We start from the raw sequence: 24,962 nt of genomic DNA on the forward strand, positions 1-24,962 counted from the left end.
AATAGCGGAATGAGGATTGCCTTTGTTGGTTGGCACTGTCAAGCTGCTTCGCAAAAGCTGTCGTTCACGCTTGATACACGCATTTATGAGCTAAATCCAATTAACGGCTTCGCACAATCTCGTTTTTCTTAATCTATGATTTCCTAACTAGCAAATAAACAAAATACGGTGCACCGATTAAGGCTACGATAATACCGGCAGGCAGACCATCAGGGTCAATGAGATTCCGACCTATTGTATCGGCTAGAAGGAGAAGCCATCCTCCTAATAATAAAGCAACTGGTAGAAAGAGCTGATTACGTGGTCCAACTAATGCTTTAGCCATATGTGGAGCCATAAGTCCAATAAAGGCAATACCACCAGTTACAGATACGGCAGAAGCAGCAAGAGCAACAGCCGTTAATAATAATAGGATACGTTCCTTTTCAAGCGAGATACCGACGCCTTTGGCTACCTGTTCACCGAGGCTGAGAATGTTGAGACGACTCGCTTTATATAATGTAAAAGGAATCAATAGAATGAGCCAAGGTAGAATCGCCCAAATAAAAGGCCAATCATCTCCCCATATGTTTCCTGCAAGCCAGCGAGCAATGAAATCCACCTTAAAAGGGTCAACCGATGAGAATAAAACAATCATAACGCCCGAGAGCGCCATTGAAAATCCAACTCCAATTAGAACGAGGCGGACAGGCCGAAGCCCTGTTTGACGGCTATAGGAAAATGCATAAATGGCGACGGCTGTTAAGAGCGCGCTCATAAAGGCGATTAATGGTAATAAATATGTGAAGGTTGCTGCATCAATCGGAAAGAATAAATAGAAAACAGCGACGCCTACACCAGCGCCTGAATTAATACCAATAATTCCAGGGTCGGCTAAATCATTACGAGTAATTCCTTGTAAGATGGCTCCCGATAATGCGAGTGCCATTCCTGCTAAAATCGTTACAATAATTCGCGGTAAACGAATTGAAAAAAAGACAAACTCTTCTTTAAACGTTCCGTGCCCTAGAATGGTTGGAACAATACGATTAAATGAGACAGAGGAATAGCCTAAACCAATTCCAACAAAGGCTGTTAAGAAAATAAGTAATAGTAGAAGGCCGATGAGAAGACGTTGTCTTTTTATAACTGCTGGATGAATCATGAGAATGCTTTCCCTCCTTTCCGAACGATGAAGAGGAAGAAAGGTAAACCTAATATCGATACAATAGCAGCAACCGGTGTTTCATACGGTGCACTAATTGTTCGTGCTGCCATGTCAGCAAGGAGCATAAATGAAGCCCCAAAAATGACAGACATCGGCAAAATGAAGCGATAATCCGTTCCTACGATGGCTCGCACAATGTGAGGGATCATTAAACCGATAAAGGCCATGTTTCCAGCAAGCGCTACAGCAGCACCTGCCAGAATGACGATAACGATAAAGAGAACGACCTTAATTTGAGTTGTACGTTGACCGAGACCGACAGCAACCTCTTCATTTAAGCTTAAAATGGTCAGCTGCTTCGATAGAAGAAGAGATATGATGACCCCAATTAAAACAAAAGGGGTGATCGCCTCAAGCTGGCTCCACGTTGTCCCTACAAGTCCACCTGATGTCCACATTGATACTTCCTTTGTTATCTTAAAATAGAGGCCAATTCCTTCAGCGATTGCTGTTAAAAATGCAGAAACGGCAGCGCCAGCTAAAACAATTCTGAATGGAGAGAAGCCTCCGCGCTTCATCGCACCAATTCCTAACACCATAATCGTTCCAATAGCAGCACCGATAAAGCAGGCAATCATCACACCGAAGTAGTTAGCAGCAGGAATAAACGCAATCGTAACAGCTAAAGCAACATTCGCTCCAGCTGATAAACCGAGCAAACCAGGATCAGCCAATGGATTTCGGGTAATTCCTTGCATAATCGCACCAGAAACAGCTAATGCAGCTCCGACGATCATAGCAGCGGTGGCACGAGGAAAGCGCATTTCACGAAGCATAATTAAGGTCGAATCCTTTTCATTTGTCGTTACGGCGAACCATACATCGCGAATGGTTGTTTCGGCCGCTCCTAATACCATTGCACATATGAAGGTGATACCAAATATTAGGAGACTGAATAAGAATTTAGTTGTAAATGAGAAGATGCCTGTCTTTCTATTTGTCATAGTCCTCGCTTCTTTTCTCTTAAGTATCGATGATAGGATTGATATATGATGAGAAGGAGTTACCTAAACGACGGTTAAGTAACTCCTTCACGATAGTTCTAATACCTTTATCTTACTGATCTAAAAAGCTTTCGATAAAAAAGTCAAGCTGGAATTCTAGCGTAATAGGATCATTAAAATAGAATTCGGCTGCGTTTGCTTCAAAGACACGATCGTTTTGTACGGCTGGAATCGTTTGGTACGTTTCTGTTTCCTGGAAGGAGCTATCCTCACCGTCGTTACTTAAAATAATAAAGTCGCCGGCATATTCAGGTAACACCTCAGGTGATAGTGCGTAAAAGCCATCATTTAGAGCCACTTCGCTAACCGCTTCTGGCATGTCAAGATTCATTTCTTGGTAAAGGATTTCTGTCCCTCGTCCAAAGTTGTCACCAAACACATAGAGTTGCTTATCAAAGCTTTCAATGACGGATACAGTTACATCCTTACCGTGTACATCTTTCACTTCTTCTCCTGCTGCTTCGGCTCTTTGCTTAAAGTCATCAATCCATGCTTGTGCCTCTGCTTCTTTATTTAAAAGCTTACCAATTTCTAAATGCTGTGTTAAATAATCGACTTGTCCATACGTATAAGTCACGGTTGGGGCGATACCTTCTAGTCGATCGAGGTTATTATTGGTCGGGTCAGCAATGATCAAATCAGGCTCCAACTCTAAAATCTTCTCAATACTTTCATCCGTTACTTCCTCTACGCCTTCTAAATAAGGAGCATAGCGAGGATTGTTCATTGCCCAAGTATCGACACCTACTAAGTTAACATCAAGTGCCATGACACTACCAACGTTAAAGGAAGCGAGAACAACAACTCTTTCAGGGTTAGCGGGTACCTCAATAGGTCCATTTTCCGACTCATATGTAATCGTGTCGTCGTGAGTTGTTTCTGTTTGTTCGTTAGCTTCATCTGAATCAATCGGCTTAGACGCTTCGCTGTTGCAGGCGCTACTAATAATCGCCACTAACAGCAGAGTAAATAAGATTAGGTGCTTTTTCATTAGGTGATTCTCCTTTAATTAAGTTATACGTTATGCACATCGGTTTATTTGTCCGTGGATCTCGGCCTATTTCAGCATCAATTTGAAAGACTTCGCGAAGGACATTCGGTTGAATGACATCTTCACAATCACCGGCTTTTACGACAACGCCTTCCTTTAAAGCAATCATATAATCTGCAAAACGTGCTGCTTGATTAAGGTCATGGAGAACCATAATAATCGTTCGTCCTTCTTCTTTATTTAAACGTTGTAACAGCTCAAGAACTTCGAGCTGATGAGCCATATCAAGGTAAGTCGTTGGTTCATCTAAGAAAATAATGTCCGTTTCTTGGGCAAGTGCCATGGCAATCCATACGCGCTGCCGCTGACCACCCGATAGAGCATCGACTGACCGATACTTGAATTCACTCGTACCGGTTACCTCTAGTGCCCAATCTATTACCTTATAATCCCGTTTTGTTAAGCGACCAAACCCTTTTTGATGAGGGAATCGTCCATAAGAAACAAGTTCACCTACAGTTAAACCACTAGCACTTTCCGGTGTTTGTGGTAAAATTGCCATCTTCTTTGCAAGCGTCTTGGTTGGTACTTGAGCGATGGGTTTCCCATCAAGAATGGCATCACCACCTTGGTGAGCAATAATTCTCGTAATGGCTTTAAGAAACGTTGATTTTCCACATCCATTTGGTCCAATAATAGTCGTGATTTGTTGATCAGGAATGCTAATACTGATCCCTTTCACAATGGGCTGTTCCCCGTAACCAACCTGAATGTTATCTGTAAAAAGACGAGTCATGATTTGCCTCCTCATCGACAAATTAGTGATAATGATTCTCGATTTCGATTATGAGAATACTATAAAGTTAAAACAGTCCTTATGTCAATAGTATTTTTTGAGAGTCTGAGAGCTTGATAATCTTGTGTGAAGAAAATAAAAGTTCTGTCATTTCTTACTTGTATTTTAATGATATGTGGCGTATAGTTTAATGAGAATGATAATCATTTAATGAAAATAGGAGTGGTCATAGTGGAACACCAAAACGTATACGATGTGACGATTATTGGAGGCGGACCTGCGGGACTTTACTCTGCTTTTTATAGTGGGCTTCGTGGGATGAAAACGAAAATCATCGAATTTCAGCCGTTTTTAGGTGGGAAAGTACATGTGTATCCAGAGAAAATGATCTGGGATATTGGTGGATTAACTCCTATTACTGGGCAAGCGCTTATTGATCAGCTCGTTAAGCAGGGAATGACGTTTGATCCTACTGTCGTGTTAAATGAAAAGGTTGAATCGGTTTCTAAGGGTGAGGATGGATTCTTTGTATTAAAAGGAGGAGAACAGCATGTATCGAAGACGGTTATTGTAGCAGTCGGATCGGGAATATTAAAGCCACAGAAGCTAGAGATTGAAGGGGCTGAACGGTTCGAAGTCACAAACCTACATTATACAGTGAAGTCTCTTAAGCAATTTAAGGATCGTACTGTGATCATTTCAGGTGGAGGTAATTCAGCGGTTGATTGGGCCAATGAATTAGAACCTATTGCGAAAAAGGTATACTTAACGTATCGAAAAGAAGAGCTAAAGGGTCATGAGGCCCAAGTCAATCAATTACTAAGTAGTTCCGTTTCCTGCCTGCTTCATACGTCGATTACTAAGCTTATTGCCAATTCAAGTGCAGATCTCGTTGAGAAAGTAGAAGTGACGAATCATGAAGAAGAAGGGACACGTCTTATTGAAGTGGACGACATTATTATTAATCACGGTTATGAACGTGACTCATCCTTATTGAAAAATAGTACATTAAATATTGAAATGGAAGAAGACTTTTATATAAAAGGAAATACGAATAGTGAATCCTCCATACCGGGGATGTATGCGGCTGGAGATATTTTAAAGCATGATGGGAAGCTACATTTGATTGCAGGTGCATTCCAGGATGCTGCTAATGCAGTCAATCAGGCGAAGCAATTTATTGATCCTGAAGCGAAGAAGGCGGCGATGGTATCCTCTCATAATGATGTGTTTAAGGAAAGAAATCGCGAGTTAGTGAAGGAAATGGTAGGGAAGTAATATAGAGAGAAGATGTGTCATAGGGGTAACCTAGTGCGGCATCTTTTTTTTTTGATTAAACGAAAAAATATTATATTAGAAAAGAAAAAATAATCAATTTGTTCAGAAAATTTGTTCTTTATTTTGAAAAAACGTGATAAGATATGAAGGAGTTTTTTCAAGTAGGGGGCAAGTTAGATGGTAACACTAATAGGGGCAATGGCATTATTAATGTTAGGATATGTTTTTTACTCAAAATGGGTAGAGCGTATTTTTGTCATAAATGATTCAAGGGAAACTCCAGCTTATACACAACGGGATAATTTAGATTATGTTCCGATGAGTTGGTGGAAGGGGAATTTGATTCAGCTACTTAATATTGCTGGGTTAGGTCCGATTTATGGTGCAGTAGCTGGTGCACTATATGGACCAGTTGCATTTATTTGGATTGTGGTCGGTTGTATCTTTGCCGGAGCGGTTCATGATTATTTTTCTGGTATGATGTCTATGCGTCATGGTGGTGCTCAATTTCCTTATTTAGTCGGTCGGTATTTAGGCAATCATGTGAAGTCATTTATTAATATCGTTTCACTCGTGTTAATGATTTTAGTGGCGGCTGCATTTACAGCAGGCCCCGCTCAATTAATTTCTCAATTAACGCCATTAAGCTTTTTAGTGGCGCTTATGTTGATTTTTTCATATTTTCTATTAGCGACCGTTTTGCCAGTTAACCGAATTATTGGGCGAATTTATCCTTTTCTAGGCGCAGTTTTGCTCATTATGGCTGGAGCGGTTGCCGTTGCGCTTATGTTCTCAGATCGTACGATTCCGAACTTAACGTTGAGTAACCTTCATCCTGAAGAGTTACCTATTTGGCCACTCCTCATGGTGACGATCTCGTGTGGAGCGATATCGGGTTTTCATAGTACACAAAGCCCAATCATCGCACGAACGATGAAGAAGGAATCAGATGGCCGGCGAATCTTTTATGGGGCGATGGTCATAGAGGGTATTATTACACTCATTTGGGCAGCGGCGGGAATGGCCTTTTTCAACGGAACAGTTGGATTACAAGAGGCGCTTGCTGTGGGTGGACCTTCAGGTGTTGTGAATGAGATTTCAACGGAATTATTAGGGACGGCAGGACTTATCTTAGCTGTTTTTGGTGTTATTATTTTACCAATTACGACTGGTGATACGGCGCTACGCTCATCTCGAATGATTTTGTCGGAAATCATTGCGAAATTTTACAATATGGATGGCAAAGTGAAGGTCATAATAGTGACGATTCCTGTTGCGATCCCAGCGTTTTTCTTAGCGACGATTGATTATACATTTTTATGGCGTTACGTCGGCTGGACGAATCAGGTTGTTGCTACGGTCATGCTATGGACAGCGACAATGTATTTATTAAAGCAATTTAAATTCCATTGGATTTGTGGAATTCCAGCAGTCTTTATGACGGGTGTCGTATGTACGTATATATTCTATGCGCCTGAAGGCTTAAGTATGGATTATCAGATTTCAATGGTCATTGGCTTACTATTAACAGCTCTTGTTGCTGTTTGGTATATAGGTCAAATTTTACGAGTTAGTCATAAAGATAATCGAGTTGACCTGTAGTAGAAGTCTTCACAGTCCGTTACTAGATTGTGAAGGCTTTTCCATTTTATTTATAGAGCTCTGAGTGTTAATCATGGAGAGAAGAGGATTCACGGGTGGCGTCGGCTTCGCTCGTTACACGGTTAGAGCACGTCATCCAACTTTAAAACCATTGTAACGACTACGCAATTGATTTTAGCGAATAAAAATGTAAAATTAAAGAAATGGAGAGGTTGATCACAAAATTATGCGATCAAATGTTATCGTCATAATAAGATTCGATCCTAGCTTGAAAAAGGCGATGATCGCAAACAATGTGATATACTGTAGCTAATAAATTCATACGTTAGGATGAGAAGATGAACAAAGAATACAGCTGTTTAGTGGCTTCTTCTTTTATAAAAAAATATAAAGCGGGCTATCCGCTCATTACAGATGAAGCGATTCATGCTAACTTATTAAAAGAAGAAGGAGTCGTATTTCGCCTAGTTGATGATTCGAATGACTTTATTGCGCGAGCCTATTATGGTAAGCAAAATAAAGGAATCGGTTGGGTGTTAACGTATGATGAGCAGGAAGTGATAGACGAAGCTTATTTTATTCGTAAATTTCAAGCTGCCTTTCAACAGCGAAATTCTCTATTTCGTGACCCAGAAACGACTTCATTTCGCTTATTTCATGCAGAAGGAGACGGGATTGGTGGCCTAACGATTGACTACTTTGCAGGTTTCCTTTTGATTAACTGGTACAGTCAAGGGATCTATTCTTTTAAGAAGCCAATACTCAAAGCTTTAGAGAAAACGATGGAATACCGTGGGATTTATCAGAAGAAGCGATTTGATCAAGGTGGGAAGTATGTAGAAGAGGATGATTATGTAGTCGGAGAAAGAGGCTCGTTTCCTCTTATCGTGAAGGAAAGTGGTATTCAATTTGCGGTTTATTTAAACGAAGGGGCAATGGTCGGGGTCTTTCTTGATCAGCGTGATGTGAGACGAACGTTACGTGATCACTATGCAAACGGTAAGACGGTGTTAAATACATTTTCCTATACAGGTGCCTTTTCAGTAGCCGCTGCTCTTGGTGGAGCGACGAAAACGACAAGTGTTGATTTAGCTAATCGAAGCTTACGAAAGACGATTGAGCAGTTTAGTGTAAATGGGTTGGATTATGAAGCTCATGACATTATTGTAGAGGATGTCTTTCATTATTTTAAATATGCGGTAAAGAAGCAGCTAACCTTTGATGTTGTTATTTTAGATCCCCCTAGCTTTGCACGTTCAAAGAAACATACGTTTAAGGCAGGAAAGGATTATCCAGATCTTTTAAAGCAAGCGATTGCGATTACTGCGGATAATGGACTCATTATTGCTTCGACTAATTGTGCCCAATTTCAAATGAAACGTTTTAAGGTATTTATTGATCAGGCTTTTAAAGAGATGGGAGCTGCGTATCAAATTGTCGAAGAATTCTCATTGCCACAAGACTTTAAGACGACGAAATCATTTAAAGAAGGTAACTATTTGAAGGTTGTGTTTATTCGTAAACAGACATTAAAATAGGGAGGCGATTAAAACTATACAATTAAATAAGCCCTTTTATCAGCATGTCATTAATTCAATGGCCCATCAAGTTGCGATCATTGATCAGGATGGTTGGATTGTTGCGACAAATGAAGAATGGGATCGTTTCTGCCTCATTAATGGCGGACGTATGGATGATTGTGGAGTTGGTAGCCAGTATTTAGAGGTTTCAGGAAAAGATGTTCAGTTAGGGGTTATGTCCGTATTGCAAGGTAGAAAGAAAGTATTTCGATATGAGTATCCTTGTCACTCTCCAAATGAAATGCGATGGTTTGCGATGGTTGTCACTCCTTTGAAACAGGCGCCTGACCAGTTACATATGGAAGGTGCGGTTATTACTCATACCAACATAACTGATCGCAAACGGTTAGAAATGCAACAGAGCAAGGATTTTGCATTAGCGCAAGCGATTCAAAAAAGTGTATTAGTTCCGCCGATTGAAAATGAAAATGTCATGATTAACGCACTTCTGCGCCCATCCGAACATTTATCGGGGGATCTTTATTCCTGGTACCAAATAAATGAACGTCACTATGGTGTGATTTTGCTAGATATAATGGGGCAAGGAGTAGCTTCAAGCTTAATTAGCATGTCCTTACGTGCCTTGCTCCCTGGAATTATTCGTCGAGTGAGTGATCCAGAACGAGTATATGCTGAGTTAAATAAGCACTTTCACTCATTATTTCGTTCGGTCATTCATTCTAAGCATTATTTTTGTACAGGAATCTATTTATATATTGATGTCGAGCAACAGTCGATTAAGTATTTTAATGCGGGACATCCAGCAGGTATTCTTGTTGGTGATGGAAGAAATCATTTGTTGAAGCAAACGACAACTCCTATTGGCTTAAGTGAAGATATGGAACCAGTAACAGATCAAGTTCAATATGAAAAGGAAGATCAATTAGCTATATTTACTGATGGTGTGGCAGGTACATTGAGGATGACTATTCGAGAAAGTGAACATTATATGCTAAGTATTGCTGATCAATTACATCCATCTAAGTTAGAAGAACTAAGTAAGGGGATATTTGCAGGCGAACAAGCAGATGATATTGCGATTGTATCGGTTAAGCTATGACTCTGAATATAGAAAAAAGAGACCCTTGAAAAAGGCTAGGGGGAGTTCCTAAGCCTTTTTCTGTTTCGGATAAAAGTCATGAACCCATTGGTGCAATGTTTAGAGAGTTTGATTAGTGAACAATGTAAGAGTAGAGGTGACAGCTTAGTGTATACATATGTGCTGAAATGGTTAACAGCGTTTTCGATTATCGTCTTGGTTGGGTGTGGACAGCTAGAACAGAATCTACCAAGTGATGTAGAAATGAATGAAGAGACTAACGTAGATCATGAAAATGAGGAAGAGGTACGTTCTGAGGGTGTAGAGGAAAGCTTAGAGCGATTAAAGGTGCATTTCATCGATGTGGGTCAGGCCGATGCGACGTTATTTGAGTATTCAGCTGAAGGAGAGGACTACCGAATTCTGTTCGATGCGGGTCATTGGATGGAGGAGGATCTTGTTCATTATTTACAAGTAAATGATATTGAATATATTGATATTATGGTGGGCTCTCATCCTCATGCCGACCATATTGGACAGATGGATTTAATCTTAGAGGCAATGGACGTGTCTGAGGTGTGGATGTCAGGTGACATAGCAACCTCACAAACGTTTTTACGTGTGATGGAAGCGATTGAGGCTAGTGGTGCTGATTACCATGAGCCGCGAGCAGGTGAAGTGTATGATGTCGGTCCGTTAGAAATAGAAATCCTGAATCCAGATCAGTTGACGGGTGATGTACATGAAGGCTCGATTTCGGCTATGTTCACGTATGGCGATACACGATTTGTGTTAACAGGAGATGCAGAAAAGCAGACAGAGGAAGCCATGATCAAACGAGGCTATGAATTAGATGCTGATGTGTTGCAGTTAGGTCATCATGGCTCGAGTACATCAACCATTCCCGCTTTCCTCCAAGCAGTGAATCCCTCAGTTGCCATTATATCAGCAGGGAAGGATAATCAATATGGTCATCCACATAGAGAAGTGGTAGAACGAGTATCTGATGCCGAAGTTGAGATGTATGCAACGTTTGTGCATGGAACGATTGTGGTTGAATCGGATGGGGAAACGTTACAAATAAGAACTGAAAAAGATGGGGATGTAAATCCTAGCAATCAGCAACAAGCTGAGATTGAAGGGGAGCCACTAGAAGAACAAGTAGTAGAAAGTGATTGTATAAATATTAACGAAGCTACGATTGACTTACTACAAGAGATTAATCATATTGGCGAGGAACGTGCTGAAGCGTTAATGGAGCTTAGGCCGTTTGAATCAATGGAAGATTTAAGACGTATTAACGGTATTGGTGATGGACGATTAACCGATATTATCAATGAGGGAATCGCTTGTGTGAGGTGATGAATATGACGATACGAGCTGTTATTGATCGAATAGTTGATGGCGATAGAGTTGTTTTGTTAGTGGAGGAGCAGAAGAAGGAGTTTACTGTCCGGCAAGAACAGCTGCCAACTGCAGCGGAAGAAGGCACGTGGCTGTTATTAACGGTTGAAGATGAGCAAATCGTTGAGATGACCATTGATACAAAAATGACAAATAGGATGGAAGCTAAGGTAGGAGCCACATTAAAAAGATTACGACAAAAAAGTAACGGAAGTCGATTTAAAAGAAAAGACTAAAAGAGAGCCCACTAAACGGATGGTTAGTGGGCTTTAGTTTATGCGCTTCTTTAATTCTGAGATGACATCACGCAATGGTTGCTTGTCCTTATGAGCAAAAAAGCTTTCAAACGGGTTTCCTTCTTTTATACGCTCAATGACTGTAAAGAGGTCAAAGTTGTGTGGAGTGAGATTTTCGTTAACCTCATGCCACCAAAGTGGGGTGGCAACAAGTCCATCTGCATTTCCTCTTGGCGAGAAAGGAGAAATGATTGTTTTACCTACGTCATGCTGAATGTAATCAAGGTACAGTCGTTTGCCTCGTTTCTTTTTTAATCGTTCAGTTGTAAATAGAGCAGGGTTTTGTTCACATAAATATGTCGCGATAAACTTAGTAAAGAGTCGCGTTTCTTCATAAGTGAATTGATTATTCGCAATAGGTAAATAAAGCTGCAGCCCTTTTCCTCCTGACGTTTTGACATAACTATAGAGGCCAAATTGGTCAAAGACCTCTTTCATTTGCTTGGCAGCTGTAATAGCTAGATGGAACTGACGTACAGTAGGTGGGTCTAAATCAAAGACGATTTCAGTTGGCTGATTCGTGTCGATTGTTTGGAAGGGTATATGAAATTCTATAGCTAGTTGGTTACCAAGCCAAAGCAGTGTATGAACATCGTTACACACGATGTAATCAATACCTTCTTCGTTCCTTGTTTCAATGAAATCAGGTGCATAGTTCGGGCATTGCTTTTGGTAAAAGGATTCACCCTCGACACCGTGAGGGTAACGTATGAGTGTTAAACAACGATTTTTTAAAAAAGGAAGTAGAGCTGGAGCTACTTTTTGTAGATAAAGTATATACTCATCTTTATCGATGGAGAGCTTAGGGAAAATAGGTTTGTCTGCATGAGTTATAGAAATGGACTCTGGTATCGGATGTAGTTGACGTTGCATCTGTTTCCATGTACATGCTAACGGATCGGAATCAAACTGGAATTGGTGAAACGTCGGTTCACGTAAATGCTTTCCGTCAAAATCAATACAGGCGACATCAACACAAATCGCAGGCTCTAATTTCCATTGCTCAGTAGAAACTTTTTGACCTTGCTTCTGAAAAAAGGATGCAAGTATCGTTTCTTCTTTTTTTAATAAACCATGTTTAAAATGAACGACTTCAATCCATTGCTCACCTTTTAATATGTTGCCACGGAAGTAGCCATTTTGACGGTCATAATGGGAGAGCACGACTGTCACAATTCGCCAATGCTTGATCTTTAGCCATTGAGTTGTACGAATCCCTTCTTCATATTGGCTATTACGGTGCTTGGCAATCATTCCTTCGCCGTTTTGAGCAGTCACCTGTGACCATAATCTTTGATGATTGTTTGTGTAGGTGATTAGCTGAATCCGTTTGTCATTTTGCTTCGATGGTGTTAAAGGCCATGTCGCCTTTTGGAATAATGAGTATAATCTCTCTTTTCGTTTGAAAAGGGGCTGTTTTTTGTATATTTCTCCTTTTTCTATCAATAAATCAAACGCTAGAAAATGGCAAGGGTGATGCGATTGCTGCTTGTCGATGGCTGTTTGATTGCGAAGCCTTCCTCGGTTTTGCACAATCGTAAAGTCGCTCACAAGTGAATGGGTTAAATAGACGATTTCTCCGTCTAGAAGAAGGGGGAGATATGGAGAAATCAACTCCTCATGCTGTAGGCAAAAGTCAATAATTTCAGGAAATTGTTTATTTAATAAGCGTCCCGTTCTGCTTAGTAAAGTAGGTCTGTTTTGTTTCCATTGTAGCATGCAGCGAAAGCCATCATATTTTGCTTCGTATATCCAATTGTCCCCTGTAGGAATCGATGCACGTGTTGTTAGTCGCATTGGCTTCATAGCATGATCATCTCCGAGTAGTTATATAAGAAAGTGTAAGGCTTCGTTTGTTTGATAACCCTAAATGATCCTTCTAATAGTTAGTATGTACATTGATTGGATACATAATTTATAACGTTTCGCAACATAGTAAGAAAAAAAGAAGGTGAAACGATGCATACCGTTTGGAAAGGAAGCATTAGCTTTGGACTTGTGAATATTCCGGTTAAATTGCATACAGCAACCGAAAATAAAGATATTAAGTTAAGACAAATTCATAAGAAATGTCATACTCCGATTAAATATGAGAAGGTATGTCCTGGATGCGAAAAGGAATTAGGACAAGATGACATTGTGAAGGCTTATGAATATGCGAAGAATAAATTTGTCATTTTAGATGATGAAGAGCTCGAAAAGCTAAAAAAGGAAAATGAAGATAAGTCGGTTGAAATTATTGATTTTGTGAAGCTTGAGGAGATTGATCCGATTTATTTTGAGAGAAGTTATTTTATGGCTCCTGATAGTGGAGGGGCGAAAGCCTACGCCCTTTTGCGTACAGCATTAGAGGAATCAGGAAAAATAGGGCTAGCGAAAATCATTATACGTTCAAAAGAACAGCTTGCGGTTGTCCGTGTATATGAACATATGCTCCTTATGGAGACGATTCATTTCCCTGATGAAGTACGTAAAGCAGAAGATGTTCCAAATATTCCAGAAGAACAGAAGGTTGCTAAGAAGGAGCTTGATACGGCGTTACTTCTTGTGGAACAGCTAACAACCACCTTTGACCCAGAGAAGTATACCGATGATTATCGCACTGCCTTACTTGATTTAATTGAAGAGAAAAAATCTGGTGAGCATACTGTAAGTGCAACTGAACAGGAGCCTGCAAAAGCATCCAATGTGACCGACCTCATGTCGGCGCTTGAAGCATCTCTCGACCGAACGAAAAAGAAAAAGACACGATCACGTAAAACACAAGCAAAGAAATCAGAAGGTCCTACTCGTAAAAATGCATAATCGTTGAGATGAAGAGGCTTGGACAAAACCCTCCTCTGAAATGAAAAAGTCGGTAAAATTTTACCGACTCAGCCTGTCGACAAAGTCTCGCAAAAGCGAGACAGTCGACAAGCTTTTTTATTGCCAAGAAATCGTCCTCCGACCACGCTACCGGGATGGGGGGCACGCTTTCCGCAGGAGGGCGTTGAACTAACCGACTGCGCCGGTGGATTTCAACCTGCCCTTTTCTCCTGCAGGAGTCGGCCCTCCCAGCCCGTCCGCTTTGTCTAGTGTCAAAAAGCAAATTGGATTCTCCTCAAAAAGGGCAACTTCTGATAAAAGAAAGTCACCACACAAAATCGTGTATTCTCAACTCCAACTGATACACGTACGCTTTTCCATCTCTAGATGAAATGGAATAAAAAGACTACCAGTTACCGAAACACATTGTCGCAGATGCAGGTTATGGTAGTGAACAAAACATTAATGATATCCTGGCAAACAGAAAACGAGATGGGGGTTGCGTTAATGGCAGTGAACTTAAGAAAGCTCACTGCCAACACCTAGGCAAATCGAAGAATCCACCTTTTTCACTATTGCAAGCAAGTTATGTCCCAGTCTCTTGTTGTGTTCAAGATAGATATTAAAGCGCGGCTCTAATCACTTTTTTGTAATGCAGTACGGACAGAATGCCGAATAATGAATAGAGAATCGTATACAGAGTCATCACTAGCAGCATGGGTGTCCAAAGCTCCGTACCGAAAATGAACCAACCTGATTGAACAGCAAAGTAACTATGACTAAGTCCAACAGTTAAAGGAATACCAAAGTTAAGAAGCTGTTTCAGTTGAATACCCCGTAATAAATTTGACTCTGTAAAGCCAAGCTTACGCAAAATCGTATAGGTTCCCTTCTCGCCTTCACATTCATCGACTTGTTTAAAATAGAGGATGCAGCCTGACGTCACAAGAAAGGTAAGGCCTAGAAAACCGACCATAAACATGATAAGTCCCATGTTTTGCTTTTGTGTAGAAGCTGTATCTGTTTTCGATAGTGAACCGGAACTTTCGCTTAACTCAAGCTTGTGAAACCATTCATTTGCCGCTTCTAAATCACGATTATTATTTATAAGGAAACCAACGAACTCGCTATAGTCCAGCTGAATGTCTTCATCATGATTCATTTCAATGTCCGAGAACCGAGCTTCATCGACGATAGCGATCGGGAGTCCACCATTCGTAAACGGAAGAGAAAGGTGGTGACCATCATCAAGTCCTAAGTAAGTTAAAGGTTGCTCTTCACCGTTAAGCTGCAGTGAAACGCTACCTGAATCTTTTAAGCTTAAGAAGCTTTGCAGAATACTACTATAGCCAGAGAAGACCACTTCGTCAGGTTCAAGATCATAACCATGTAAGCTCGTATCACTAATGATAGAAAGTCGCATCGTATTCGGATCGAAATTTAACCCTTCTAAGTTCGCATCAAGAATATCTTCAATATTAAAATCAGCTTGATACGTTTTCCGATCTATTCGCTCATAACTGACTTCGTTTTCTTCTAAAGCCTCTTGAAAGCTTAAAGCTGCCTCTTGATCTGTAAAGGAAAAGTCAGCAGCAACATATTGCTCCGCCGTTTTCTCAGCTGAGTAATAGGAAATATAGCTCAGGGATAGTAAGCCGATAGCGAGTGCGGATACAGTCGTGATAATTGTCAACAACAATGCATTTGATTTCATTCGAAACATGATGGATGATAAGGAAAGGACATGGTGAATCGATAAATAGCCATTTTTTCCTTTGCGAATGCATTGAAAAATGAAGCTAACTGACCCTTTGTAAAACAAATAGGTCCCGATGATGACGGATGCTAAAATAAACAGCATTGTCATTACTAATTCGATCATGTCCGTTAAGCTACCATCAAATAAGATAGACGAAACGTAATAACCAGCTATAATCAGTCCAATCCCTAAAACGCCAATGATGATTTCAATGATCGAGTATTTTTTTATTTTATGCTCAGAAGTAGAGCGTACTTGGAACAAAGCTAAAATGCTTTGTTTTTTAATAAAAAGGTTATTCATCACCATTAATAATAGAAAAATACAACTAAATACGATGATCGTCTGGATGAAGGCTTCAGGTGAAAATGTTAAGCTAGCGATATCATCGACGCCCGTTACTTGGAAAAGAATCATGGCGATTAATTTGGAAGAAGCAAAGCCAAGAAATGCCCCGATCAATAGCGATCCGATATAAAGAACAGCATTTTCGAATGTAATAATTCGGAAAACCTCGCCCTTATTCATTCCGATTAAGCGGTAAAGGGCTATTTCAGAGCTACGCCGTTTTAAGAAAATCGTGTTAGCATAAACGAGAAAGACAAGGACAATTGCAACTAACAGAACGGACGCGGCTTGAATCGCAGCCCCACCTCGAATCGATCCTTTAGCGGGATCCATAGCCGGGTCATATTGTAACGTAACAAAGGAAAAGTAAAGGGCCACACTAAAAACAAGAGCAAAAATATATAGGAAGTAATGACCAAGATTTTTTTTAATATTTTGAGTGATCAGATGATTAATGCTCATTGTGCACACCACCTAAAACACCTTGTGTTTTCATAATATCTTGGAAGAATTGCTGTCGAGTCTCCTCTCCCTTTGTTAATTGCGTATAGATTTGGCCGTCCTTAATGAAAATCACACGACTACTATAGCTTGCGGCGACGGGATCATGTGTAACCATCATAATTGTAGCATGACGCTTTTCGTTAAGCTGGCGTAGCTTGTTTAACAAATCAGAAGCAGATTTCGAATCTAATGCTCCTGTCGGCTCGTCAGCAAAAATAATACTTGGCTGATGAATAAAGGCTCTAGCCGCTGAGGATCGTTGCTTTTGACCACCGGAAATTTGGCTTGGGTATTTGTTTTTGCATTCAAAAATGCCTAAATCATTTGCGATTTCTTTAAAGCGTTGCTGTGCCGTTCGTTTAGGCATTTTTGTAATCGAAAGCGGTAGCATAATATTTTCTTGTACGGTTAACGTATCGAGTAAGTTGTACTCTTGAAAAATAAAACCTAAATGCTGTTTGCGAAATTCGGCAAGCTTCTTTTCCTTCAATCCGACCATTTCTTGTCCATTTATCATAATGGAGCCATTACTAGCTGTATCAATGGAGGATAATACATTTAATAAGGTCGTTTTTCCAGAACCAGATGCCCCCATAATGCTAACGAATTCGCCTTTTTCAACATGTACGTCAATTCCTTTCAGTACTTCTTGTCGATTGAATTTATTTCCATAGCTTTTGCGGATGTTTGTCGCGTGTAAGATTGCCATATGAATCACTCCTCTTTCTGATCTATCATCATCTTAATGTAATGGAGAGGTTTTTTCCTTTCATTCACCGAACAAATGAGCAAGGCATGTGACAATGTTGTCACATGCCCATAAGATGAACGAGTTGATTCTTTTTTGGGAACAGAAGGTGGCAAGTCGTACCGGCTCCGAGCTTCGAGTGAATCGACAATTGAATATGTAATGAATCGCTCACCTTCTTTGTTAAATAAAGGCCCATTCCAGTTGCTGCATGCTCATGATGAGTTGTTGTTGATGTGAAGCCTTTGTCAAAAACCCTCGGTAAATCCTTTGCAGAAATTCCACAACCATCATCAGCGATTTCAAGCTGGCAATGCCCGTTTTCCATATAGCTCTTAATCGAAATATCTGTGCGTTCACTATATTTAATGGCATTGGAAAGTAGTTGGCGAATCATAAAGGATAACCACTTACTGTCACTAAGTAAAGTCGCGACTTCTAGATTTAAATCGAAGCCAATCCCTTTTTGGAAGCACCATGATTTAAGTGCTTTGATTTCTTGATGAATCAGCTCTTCTAGCTGGATTTCTTCGATATATAAGTCATTTTCAATTGAAATGAATCGTTTATGGTGCAGCTGTTGATCAAGTAGAAGGTGAATTCGTAGCCACTCATACGAGAGTTGTCGCTTCAACGTTTGCTCTCCCACTCGATCGATAATTAAATGCATAGCCGTTAACGGTGTTTTCATTTCGTGAATCCACGATAAGAGATGATCCTTTTCATCATCAAGCATCTTTTGGTGTTCATGAAGCTGCTGCTTATACATTCTCTCTTGCTCCTTGAGCGCATCATCGATGATAGATTCGAAAGGACTGCTTGGTTTCTTTAGTTGTGATAAATCTAACTCATCACTCAATGTGACGATCTGCTTGAAAAAAGCTGCCTCCTTTCTGTAGCGAATGATGAGAAAGAGCAAGAAAACCATTGTGGAGAGAAAGACGATGTAAAGGCTTGATGAGAAAGGGAGTGCCGTATCAACATAGGCAATAAACAGATGAATGAGCTGTAAGCTTACAATAAGGACAACCCAGCTGCGTCGTTCTAATACATATTGAAGAAACATCATTGTATCTCATCCTTTGCGATATAGCCTTGTCCGACCTTTGTTTCAATCGCTTCTCCTAGATCGATGGAATCAAGTCGTTTACGAAGTCTGTTTATGTTGACGGTTAACGTGTTATCACTAATAAAGCGTTCATCCTCCCAAAGACTTGAAATTAATTGTTCGCGGGAAACGATTTTGTTTTTATGCTCAATAAGCTGTTTTAAAATAAATAACTCATTCTTTGATAGGTCAACGGTTCCATGCTCATTCGAAATGGTGCTTCTTTCCATATCAATCGTCGCGTTGCACCAAGTCTTTAATACAGCTTGGTCTGACGTGTAATGGTAGACGCGCCGAAGAATCGCTTGGATTTTCGCGATTAGGACTTCAAAATGAAAGGGCTTTTGAATAAAATCATCGGCTCCAAGCTGCATCGACATAACCATATCTGTCGGATGATCACGTGAAGATAGGAAGATGATCGGTACATTGGAGTGCTCTCGAATCAATCGGCACCAATGAAAGCCATCGTATTTCGGAAGTTGAATGTCTATGATGACAAGGTCAGGTTTAACATTCGTGAATGTACTCATCACTTGGTCAAAATCATCCACACCATAGACATGATAAGACCATTGGTTTAAACGTTCCCTTATTTCGGTAAACAATGATTGGTCATCTTCAATTAGTAATAGTTTGAACATACAGCATTCCTCATTCGTCGTTAGGTTTGCCCCTTATTTTAATGAAAAAAAGTGCCATTGGCTATAAATTTGAGCATATTCAATGGCATGATTTTTTTAAAGGTTGTTCAAAAAGGGCGGTTTATCCGTTTGAATGACCTCAAAGTAAATTGTAAGGGGCTATGTTCCCCAGGAAATTCCCATCCTCGTTTTTTATTCTTGACCATTAGTCATTCGTTTTTTCACCGTTTAAATAGACCTTTATTGAATCTACCAATAATTTATAAAGCCTCCTAAATGAATTAAACTCAGTTTATTTCATTTCATACGCTAGACTCAACGGTGTAAAAATTGGATTCAAATATGATTTCTAACGATATCGGTTGAGCTGTCAGTTTATTAGTTAGCTAATTAAATATTTTTACAATAAATATCAATTGAACAATTTTTACGAATTTGATAAGATAATTAAGTGGTAATTTAGTTAGGGGGGTAACGAATGGAGAAGCGTGATATTGAAAGGCATGTTGGATACCATATTGGAATCGCTGCCCATTTTATTCAAAATCGTTACAATGAGAAATTGGCTGAAGTTGATTTAACGGTCGCGCAAGCAAGGGCTCTTTATTTGCTTGTCGAGCATGGCCCTCAAATTCAGGTAGAACTACAAAATCGCCTGTATATAAAAGGTTCGACGATGAATGGCTTAATTGAAACGATGGAGAAGAAGGGGTTTATTGAAAGGCGTGCTAGCTCAAGCGATAAACGCTCGAAGGTGATTCACTTAACAGATAAAGGGTATGAGATTGATCAAATCTTTTGGAAGAAGCTTACGTTACTTGAAGATGAGCTGCTAGAGGGCTTTATGGAAGAGGAGAAGGCGCTTCTTATTGTTTGGTTAAAACGGTTAAAAGAGAACCTATGTGTGAAAGAAAGCAAGGCATCGGGAGAGGGTGGAGAGTAATGGATCAAAAAATGCAAAGTGAGCGGCTGGGTACAGAGAGTATTCCAACCTTACTTAAAAATTTATCGATCCCAGCGATTATTGGGATGTTTGTGATGGCTTTCTACAATGTCGTTGATACGATCTTTATTTCATATGGAGTTGGGATTGATGCCGTTGCCGGTGTAACGATTGCGTTCCCGCTTATGATGATTATAATGGCTGTTGCTGGAGCTCTAGGAATTGGTGGAGCGTCGGTGATTTCAAGGCGGCTTGGAGAACGACGTGAAGGTGAAGCCAATCAAGTGTTTGGAACGGTCATTAGCGTCGTTTTAATTGTGAGTGTCATTGGAGCGATCGGAGCGTTTACGTTTCTAGAGCCTCTATTGCTATTATTTGGAGCTACTCCTGACATTTTGCCTTATGCGATCGATTATATGTTCCCGATTTTGATTGGAACGATCTTCTTTTCCTTTTCGTTTGCGACAAATAATATCGTTCGTTCAGAAGGAAATGCCCAATTTGCTATGATGACGATGATTATTCCTGCTGTCTTAAATATTATTTTAGATCCGATCTTCATTTTCGGTTTGAACATGGGTGTAGCTGGAGCAGCATGGGCGACGGTCATCTCGCAAGCGGCGGTTTCGGTCGTTTTATTACATTATTATTTGACAGGTAAGAGCTCTCTATCCATAACATGGAGAGATCTCCTTGTTCGTTGGAACATATTAAAGGAAGTAACAGCTGTTGGGATGCCGGCCTTTGTCCAGCAAGCATCAGGAAGTATTATGATGATTGCGATTAATACGATGCTTGTGCAGCATGGAGGCGACCTGTACCTCGGTATATTCGGATTGATTCAACGAATTATTATGTTTACGGTCATGCCGCTTATTGGGGTTATGCAAGGGATGATGCCGATCGTTGGCTATAATTTTGGAGCGAGGAAATTCGAACGGATGAGGGAGGCGATTTGGCTTACATTAAAGGTCGTCACGATTGCGTCTGTTGTCATTAGTGCCCTCCTTCTGCTCGTACCAACATGGTTCTTACGTATCTTTACGAATGATCCAGTTGTTCTAGAAGAAGGTGCGTATGCGATGCGTATTATGTTTATTGTCTTTTCGGTTGTGGGAATTCAAGTCGTGAGTGGTGGATTGTATCAAGCTCTTGGAAAGGCAAAGCCAGCGATGATTTTGTCCTTATCACGGCAAATTATTTTCCTTATACCGCTTGTCATTATCTTGCCGAAGTTTTTTGGTTTGACGGGTGTATGGTTGGCGTTTCCTGTTTCAGATTTTCTATCAACGATTCTTGCAGTCTACTTGCTTTACCGCGACCGTGATACGATTTTAATAAAAGGGAAAGATGAAGATCATGATCAAGGTGAGGAAGAGCCCCAAATAGCTGTGACTTCTGGTGGTGTTTAATATAAGGTTGTGCTCAAAGGGTTTGATCCCTATGAGCACACCTATTAGAAAAGACGCTGTCGCGTTTTCTTATCGTTAAGAGAAAACCTTAGTATTTAAAATGCTCAACCGTTTTGTTTAATTCCTCCGCCATATAAGCAAGCTCATTAGCGGCTGAGGCGATTTCTTCCATTGTGGCATTTTGTTCTTCAGAAGCGGAAGCGACATTTTCGCTATAAGTAGCTGATTCCCGCGATAGTTCTGTAACGGCTTCGTTGGCCTCCACTACTTCGTGAATCGTTTGATTCATAGATTGTATGGAAGTCATAATGTTTTTTACTTGGGAGGAAACCCCAGTTACAGCCTCTGTAATATCCTTGAAGGCATTGCCAGCACTTGATACATATTCGGTCCCTTCATGAACCACTTTTCTTGTTTCAATCATCGCTTCAACAGCTGCTACGGTTTCTTGCTGTGTCTGGTTAATTAATGTAGCGATTTGCTGTGAGGAAGTAGCTGTATTTTCAGCGAGCTTACGAACCTCACTCGCAACGACTGCGAAGCCTTTTCCTTGTTCTCCAGCTCTAGCTGCTTCGATTGATGCGTTTAACGATAGTAAATTTGTTTGTTCGGCAATTTCCGTGATAACTGTTACAATTTGACCAATTTCCTTCGTTTTATCATTAAGCATTTTAACTACCTTTTCACTTGAAATGGTTCGTTCATTAATGATTTCAATTTGTTGTACTGCTTTTTGAACGAGCTTATCCCCATCAGATGATAAACTAGCTGTCCTCGAAGTCGATTGATCGATCTCCTCCATGTGCGTAGCAACTTGTTGAGCTTCTTTCGCCGTATTGTTGGATAACGCTGTTGTTTGTTCAGACGTCTTCATTTGTTGTTCGGCTCCAGTCGCTACGTTTTGGATCGATTCTGTAATTTCTTCTGTTGCTTTACTAATTTGTTCTGTACTTGCAGTTAGTTCTTCAGAGGTAGAAGCGACATTTTGTGATTTATCCACTACTTGAGAGACGAGCTGCTGTAAGCTTTCAGTCATTTTGTTGAAAAATTGAGCTAACTGGTGTATTTCGTTTTTCGATTTGAGCTGATGAGCTTGAATATCAATCGTTTCACGTAGATCGCCATTGGCCACTCTTTGAACGCCATTTACCATTTGGATGATTGGCTTCGTTAAGGAGCGAGCGATAGCAAATGCAATAAATGCAATGAATGCAATGGAAACGGCGATAACGATAGAAAATAACGTTATCATTTGCGTTTGCAATTGGTTTGCTTCTTGAAGGGCTGCCTGCTCTTCGACTTCTAGTACGAGCCCCCAATCGAGTAATGGGATATATTGATAGGAGCCTAATACGGCATTTCCGGCTGGGTCTTCGTATGCGGCTGATCCACTCTCAGTATTAGCAATAGCTTGAGATGCGACTGTGTCAACAGGTGACTCGGAATCTTCAATTGATAGAGCGGGAGTAACGAGAACTTGCTCGGAATCAACGAGATATGCATCTGCGTACTCACCAACGTCAAGAGACTGAATGCGTTCGAAAATCGTATCTAATAATACAGCACCACGCATAACACCTACAATGGCATTTGTCTCATCATAAATAGGGGTAGCGAGAGTAATGACATGATTTCCAGTTGACCTAGACAAAAGGGGTTGAGAAAATGTATCCTCTCCTGAAATCGCTGATTGAAACCAGTCGCGATCAGCAACATTGAAGTCGTTTACTTCTGCTTGAGAAAGGATGATTGACGATTCATTTTCATATGCAATACCACTTAATCCTATCCCTTCTGGAGATACAGCGTAAATGGTATCGTAAAAGCCATTGCTTTCGGCGATCCGATCAAGGAGATGGTCTAATTCACCAACGTTCACTTGTCCCGCGGCGTCTAAGCTAGCTAAATAACGCATTTCATTCATACGAACATTGATCCATTCGGTAATAAATTCAGCGTTATATTCCCCGATCTCATTTAATTCAGTTAGTTCTTGTTCGATTAAAAATTGTTGAGTCTGATTCATTTGATAAAGGGAGAGAGAGCCGATAATAAGTAATGGGATTGCTGTAATGATGATGAAGTAAGATAAAAGCTGGGTTCGTAATTTAGTCGTTGAAATAGTAGGTATGCGACTCATCATTGATTTCATACGTTTGACCTCCTTTTGTAATACGTTCACTATAATTCGACATGATTCATCTTTATTCTACTTTATATATATCGGTTTCAGCACACGATTTTATTAGTCATTTGACAAAATTCGATTTGAGGCTAGCGTATTATTATGATAAAGATAGTTATGAATGGGGTATATTGTGGGCTAAATGAATTCATATGGAGGTTAATACGATGAACAAACAGTGGAGTGAAAGATTTGAAAAGATTCAAGAATGGGTACAAGTAGCAGGCCAAGAGCAAGTGAAAAGAATGGATGATGAGCTAAAAATTGAGCAGAAGTCTGCTAATATTGATTTAGTAACAGAGATGGATGTGTGGACAGATGAATTTTTTCAAGAGAGAATCCGTACATTTTTCCCTAGTGATGCTATTCTTTCTGAAGAGACGGGCGTTTCTGAAGGGAGATCAGGCTATGAATGGGTGATTGATCCAATTGATGGGACAACAAATTATGCTCACCGTTTTCCGATGTTTGCGATATCGGTAGCTGTGAAATATGAAGGTGAAACGGTCATTGGGGTTGTGCATGCCCCTAAGATAGGCGAAAGCTATTCGGCGGTTAAGGGCGAAGGGGCTTTTCTAAATGGGAGGAAGGTAACGGTATCGACACGTACACGGTTGACAGATTCGGTAATTGCTACAGGCTTCCCGTATGATCGTGCGACGGATCCTCTTAATAATGTTGAACAGTTTAATGCGGTTATTTTACATATTGGTGGAATTCGGCGGACTGGTAGTGCTGCTTTGGATTTATGTCAAGTAGCGGCTGGACGCTTCGAAGGGTATTGGGAATATAAGATTAACCCATGGGATTTTGAAGCAGGGGTGCTTATTGTAAAGGAGGCTGGCGGCGTTATAGAGAAAAAGAAGCTGAATAAAGGATATTTCATTCTTGCTGGCAATGATTCCGTTTTGAATCAAATTCGGAAGCTTATTAATGAATGATTAGGAGATTTAGAATTATAAAGGTCATAAAAGTTTAATCAATGGGGCGTAGGAGGATACGTGAGAGTGTCTGCTCCGTACGTTATCAGCTAGGATGAAAGAAGACGTAGGTTTTTTTATACTAAACGGAACCTCATTCCGTTAAATGGGGGAAACACGTTGTTTGAGCGTACGAAGTGGAACCTCATTCCGCTAATACACAAAAAGAAGAGCAAAGCAAAGTAAAAACGGTCAAATAGCGGAACGAGGATCCGGAAGAGCCGTCAAAAAAGACTTTATGAAGGAAATAGCGGAATGAAGTTCCATCAAGCAGACTATATGTGAATTCAGCGAAGGGTGCCGCTCTATACGTTACATGTTGATTTGAA

The 24,962-nt window shown here is 40.3% G+C and carries 20 protein-coding genes; 10 read left to right on the forward strand and 10 right to left on the reverse strand.

Annotation, left to right across the window (positions count from 1 at the left end):
- Positions 1-133: 133 nt before the first annotated feature.
- From ACERJO_RS07005 to ACERJO_RS07020, 4 genes are all read right to left on the reverse strand, one after another.
- Positions 134-1,144, reverse strand: coding sequence for a FecCD family ABC transporter permease (locus tag ACERJO_RS07005; protein WP_373647041.1), 1,011 nt, complete (start codon positions 1,142-1,144; stop codon positions 134-136).
- The gene (locus ACERJO_RS07010) at positions 1,141-2,151 is read right to left on the reverse strand and encodes a FecCD family ABC transporter permease (protein WP_247101706.1); all 1,011 of its coding nucleotides are present in this window, start codon (positions 2,149-2,151) and stop codon (positions 1,141-1,143) included. The genes ACERJO_RS07005 and ACERJO_RS07010 overlap by 4 nt, the downstream gene beginning before the upstream one ends.
- 112 nt (positions 2,152-2,263) lie before the next feature.
- A complete protein-coding gene (locus tag ACERJO_RS07015; protein WP_247101710.1) occupies positions 2,264-3,202 on the reverse strand; it encodes an iron-hydroxamate ABC transporter substrate-binding protein in 939 nt (312 codons plus the stop codon).
- The gene (locus tag ACERJO_RS07020) at positions 3,153-3,998 is read right to left on the reverse strand and encodes an ABC transporter ATP-binding protein (protein ID WP_373647042.1); all 846 of its coding nucleotides are present in this window, start codon (positions 3,996-3,998) and stop codon (positions 3,153-3,155) included. Before ACERJO_RS07020 ends, ACERJO_RS07015 begins: the two co-directional genes overlap by 50 nt.
- A 231-nt stretch (positions 3,999-4,229) precedes the next feature.
- Between ACERJO_RS07020 and ACERJO_RS07025 the strand changes: the two genes are divergently transcribed.
- The 6 genes from ACERJO_RS07025 (at position 4,230) to ACERJO_RS07050 (ending at position 11,137) form a co-directional block, all read left to right on the forward strand.
- The gene (locus ACERJO_RS07025) at positions 4,230-5,276 is read left to right on the forward strand and encodes an NAD(P)/FAD-dependent oxidoreductase (RefSeq protein ID WP_373647043.1); all 1,047 of its coding nucleotides are present in this window, start codon (positions 4,230-4,232) and stop codon (positions 5,274-5,276) included.
- Positions 5,277-5,453: 177 nt separating this feature from the next.
- Positions 5,454-6,878, forward strand: a complete 1,425-nt coding sequence (locus ACERJO_RS07030; RefSeq protein WP_373647044.1) for a carbon starvation CstA family protein — start codon at positions 5,454-5,456, stop codon at positions 6,876-6,878.
- Positions 6,879-7,216: 338 nt separating this feature from the next.
- A complete protein-coding gene (locus ACERJO_RS07035) occupies positions 7,217-8,416 on the forward strand; it encodes a class I SAM-dependent rRNA methyltransferase (protein ID WP_373647045.1) in 1,200 nt (399 codons plus the stop codon).
- 58 nt (positions 8,417-8,474) lie between these two features.
- The gene (locus ACERJO_RS07040) at positions 8,475-9,518 is read left to right on the forward strand and encodes a PP2C family protein-serine/threonine phosphatase (RefSeq protein ID WP_247101725.1); all 1,044 of its coding nucleotides are present in this window, start codon (positions 8,475-8,477) and stop codon (positions 9,516-9,518) included.
- A gap of 147 nt (positions 9,519-9,665) precedes the next feature.
- On the forward strand, positions 9,666-10,859 hold the full coding sequence (locus ACERJO_RS07045) for an MBL fold metallo-hydrolase (RefSeq protein WP_373647046.1): 1,194 nt from the start codon (positions 9,666-9,668) through the stop codon (positions 10,857-10,859).
- Positions 10,860-10,864: 5 nt separating this feature from the next.
- Complete coding sequence (locus tag ACERJO_RS07050; protein WP_373647047.1) at positions 10,865-11,137, forward strand: DUF3006 family protein; 273 nt, start codon at positions 10,865-10,867, stop codon at positions 11,135-11,137.
- 33 nt (positions 11,138-11,170) lie between these two features.
- Here the strand turns inward: ACERJO_RS07050 and ACERJO_RS07055 are convergent, their stop codons facing one another.
- Positions 11,171-13,003, reverse strand: a complete 1,833-nt coding sequence (locus ACERJO_RS07055; RefSeq protein WP_373647048.1) for a DNA ligase D — start codon at positions 13,001-13,003, stop codon at positions 11,171-11,173.
- Positions 13,004-13,156: 153 nt separating this feature from the next.
- On the opposite strand from ACERJO_RS07055, the gene ku reads away from it, so the two are divergent.
- Entirely contained in the window at positions 13,157-14,002 is an 846-nt protein-coding gene (gene ku / locus ACERJO_RS07060; RefSeq protein ID WP_373647049.1) for a non-homologous end joining protein Ku, read from the forward strand.
- A 622-nt stretch (positions 14,003-14,624) separates the two neighbouring features.
- Here ku and ACERJO_RS07065 read toward each other — a convergent pair.
- From ACERJO_RS07065 to ACERJO_RS07080, 4 genes are all read right to left on the reverse strand, one after another.
- Complete coding sequence (locus tag ACERJO_RS07065) at positions 14,625-16,571, reverse strand: FtsX-like permease family protein (protein WP_373647050.1); 1,947 nt, start codon at positions 16,569-16,571, stop codon at positions 14,625-14,627.
- A complete protein-coding gene (locus ACERJO_RS07070) occupies positions 16,561-17,322 on the reverse strand; it encodes an ABC transporter ATP-binding protein (RefSeq protein WP_247101745.1) in 762 nt (253 codons plus the stop codon). Before ACERJO_RS07070 ends, ACERJO_RS07065 begins: the two co-directional genes overlap by 11 nt.
- A 100-nt stretch (positions 17,323-17,422) precedes the next feature.
- Entirely contained in the window at positions 17,423-18,427 is a 1,005-nt protein-coding gene (locus ACERJO_RS07075) for a sensor histidine kinase (protein WP_373647098.1), read from the reverse strand.
- Positions 18,427-19,113, reverse strand: coding sequence for a response regulator transcription factor (locus ACERJO_RS07080; RefSeq protein ID WP_373647051.1), 687 nt, complete (start codon positions 19,111-19,113; stop codon positions 18,427-18,429). The genes ACERJO_RS07075 and ACERJO_RS07080 overlap by 1 nt, the downstream gene beginning before the upstream one ends.
- A gap of 478 nt (positions 19,114-19,591) precedes the next feature.
- Here ACERJO_RS07080 and ACERJO_RS07085 point away from each other — a divergent pair, with 478 nt between their 5' ends.
- Both ACERJO_RS07085 and ACERJO_RS07090 read left to right on the forward strand, forming a co-directional pair.
- Positions 19,592-20,056, forward strand: a complete 465-nt coding sequence (locus ACERJO_RS07085) for a MarR family winged helix-turn-helix transcriptional regulator (RefSeq protein ID WP_373647052.1) — start codon at positions 19,592-19,594, stop codon at positions 20,054-20,056.
- The gene (locus ACERJO_RS07090) at positions 20,056-21,468 is read left to right on the forward strand and encodes an MATE family efflux transporter (RefSeq protein ID WP_373647053.1); all 1,413 of its coding nucleotides are present in this window, start codon (positions 20,056-20,058) and stop codon (positions 21,466-21,468) included. Before ACERJO_RS07085 ends, ACERJO_RS07090 begins: the two co-directional genes overlap by 1 nt.
- A gap of 88 nt (positions 21,469-21,556) precedes the next feature.
- Here the strand turns inward: ACERJO_RS07090 and ACERJO_RS07095 are convergent, their stop codons facing one another.
- On the reverse strand, positions 21,557-23,620 hold the full coding sequence (locus tag ACERJO_RS07095) for a methyl-accepting chemotaxis protein (protein ID WP_247101755.1): 2,064 nt from the start codon (positions 23,618-23,620) through the stop codon (positions 21,557-21,559).
- Between the two features lie 200 nt (positions 23,621-23,820).
- Here ACERJO_RS07095 and ACERJO_RS07100 point away from each other — a divergent pair, with 200 nt between their 5' ends.
- The gene (locus tag ACERJO_RS07100) at positions 23,821-24,594 is read left to right on the forward strand and encodes an inositol monophosphatase family protein (RefSeq protein WP_247101758.1); all 774 of its coding nucleotides are present in this window, start codon (positions 23,821-23,823) and stop codon (positions 24,592-24,594) included.
- The last annotated feature ends 368 nt before the right edge of the window (positions 24,595-24,962 follow it).

The organism is Halalkalibacter sp. AB-rgal2 (assembly GCF_041821005.1).
In the GTDB taxonomy this organism is placed as follows: Bacteria; Bacillota; Bacilli; order Bacillales; family Bacillaceae_D; genus Halalkalibacter.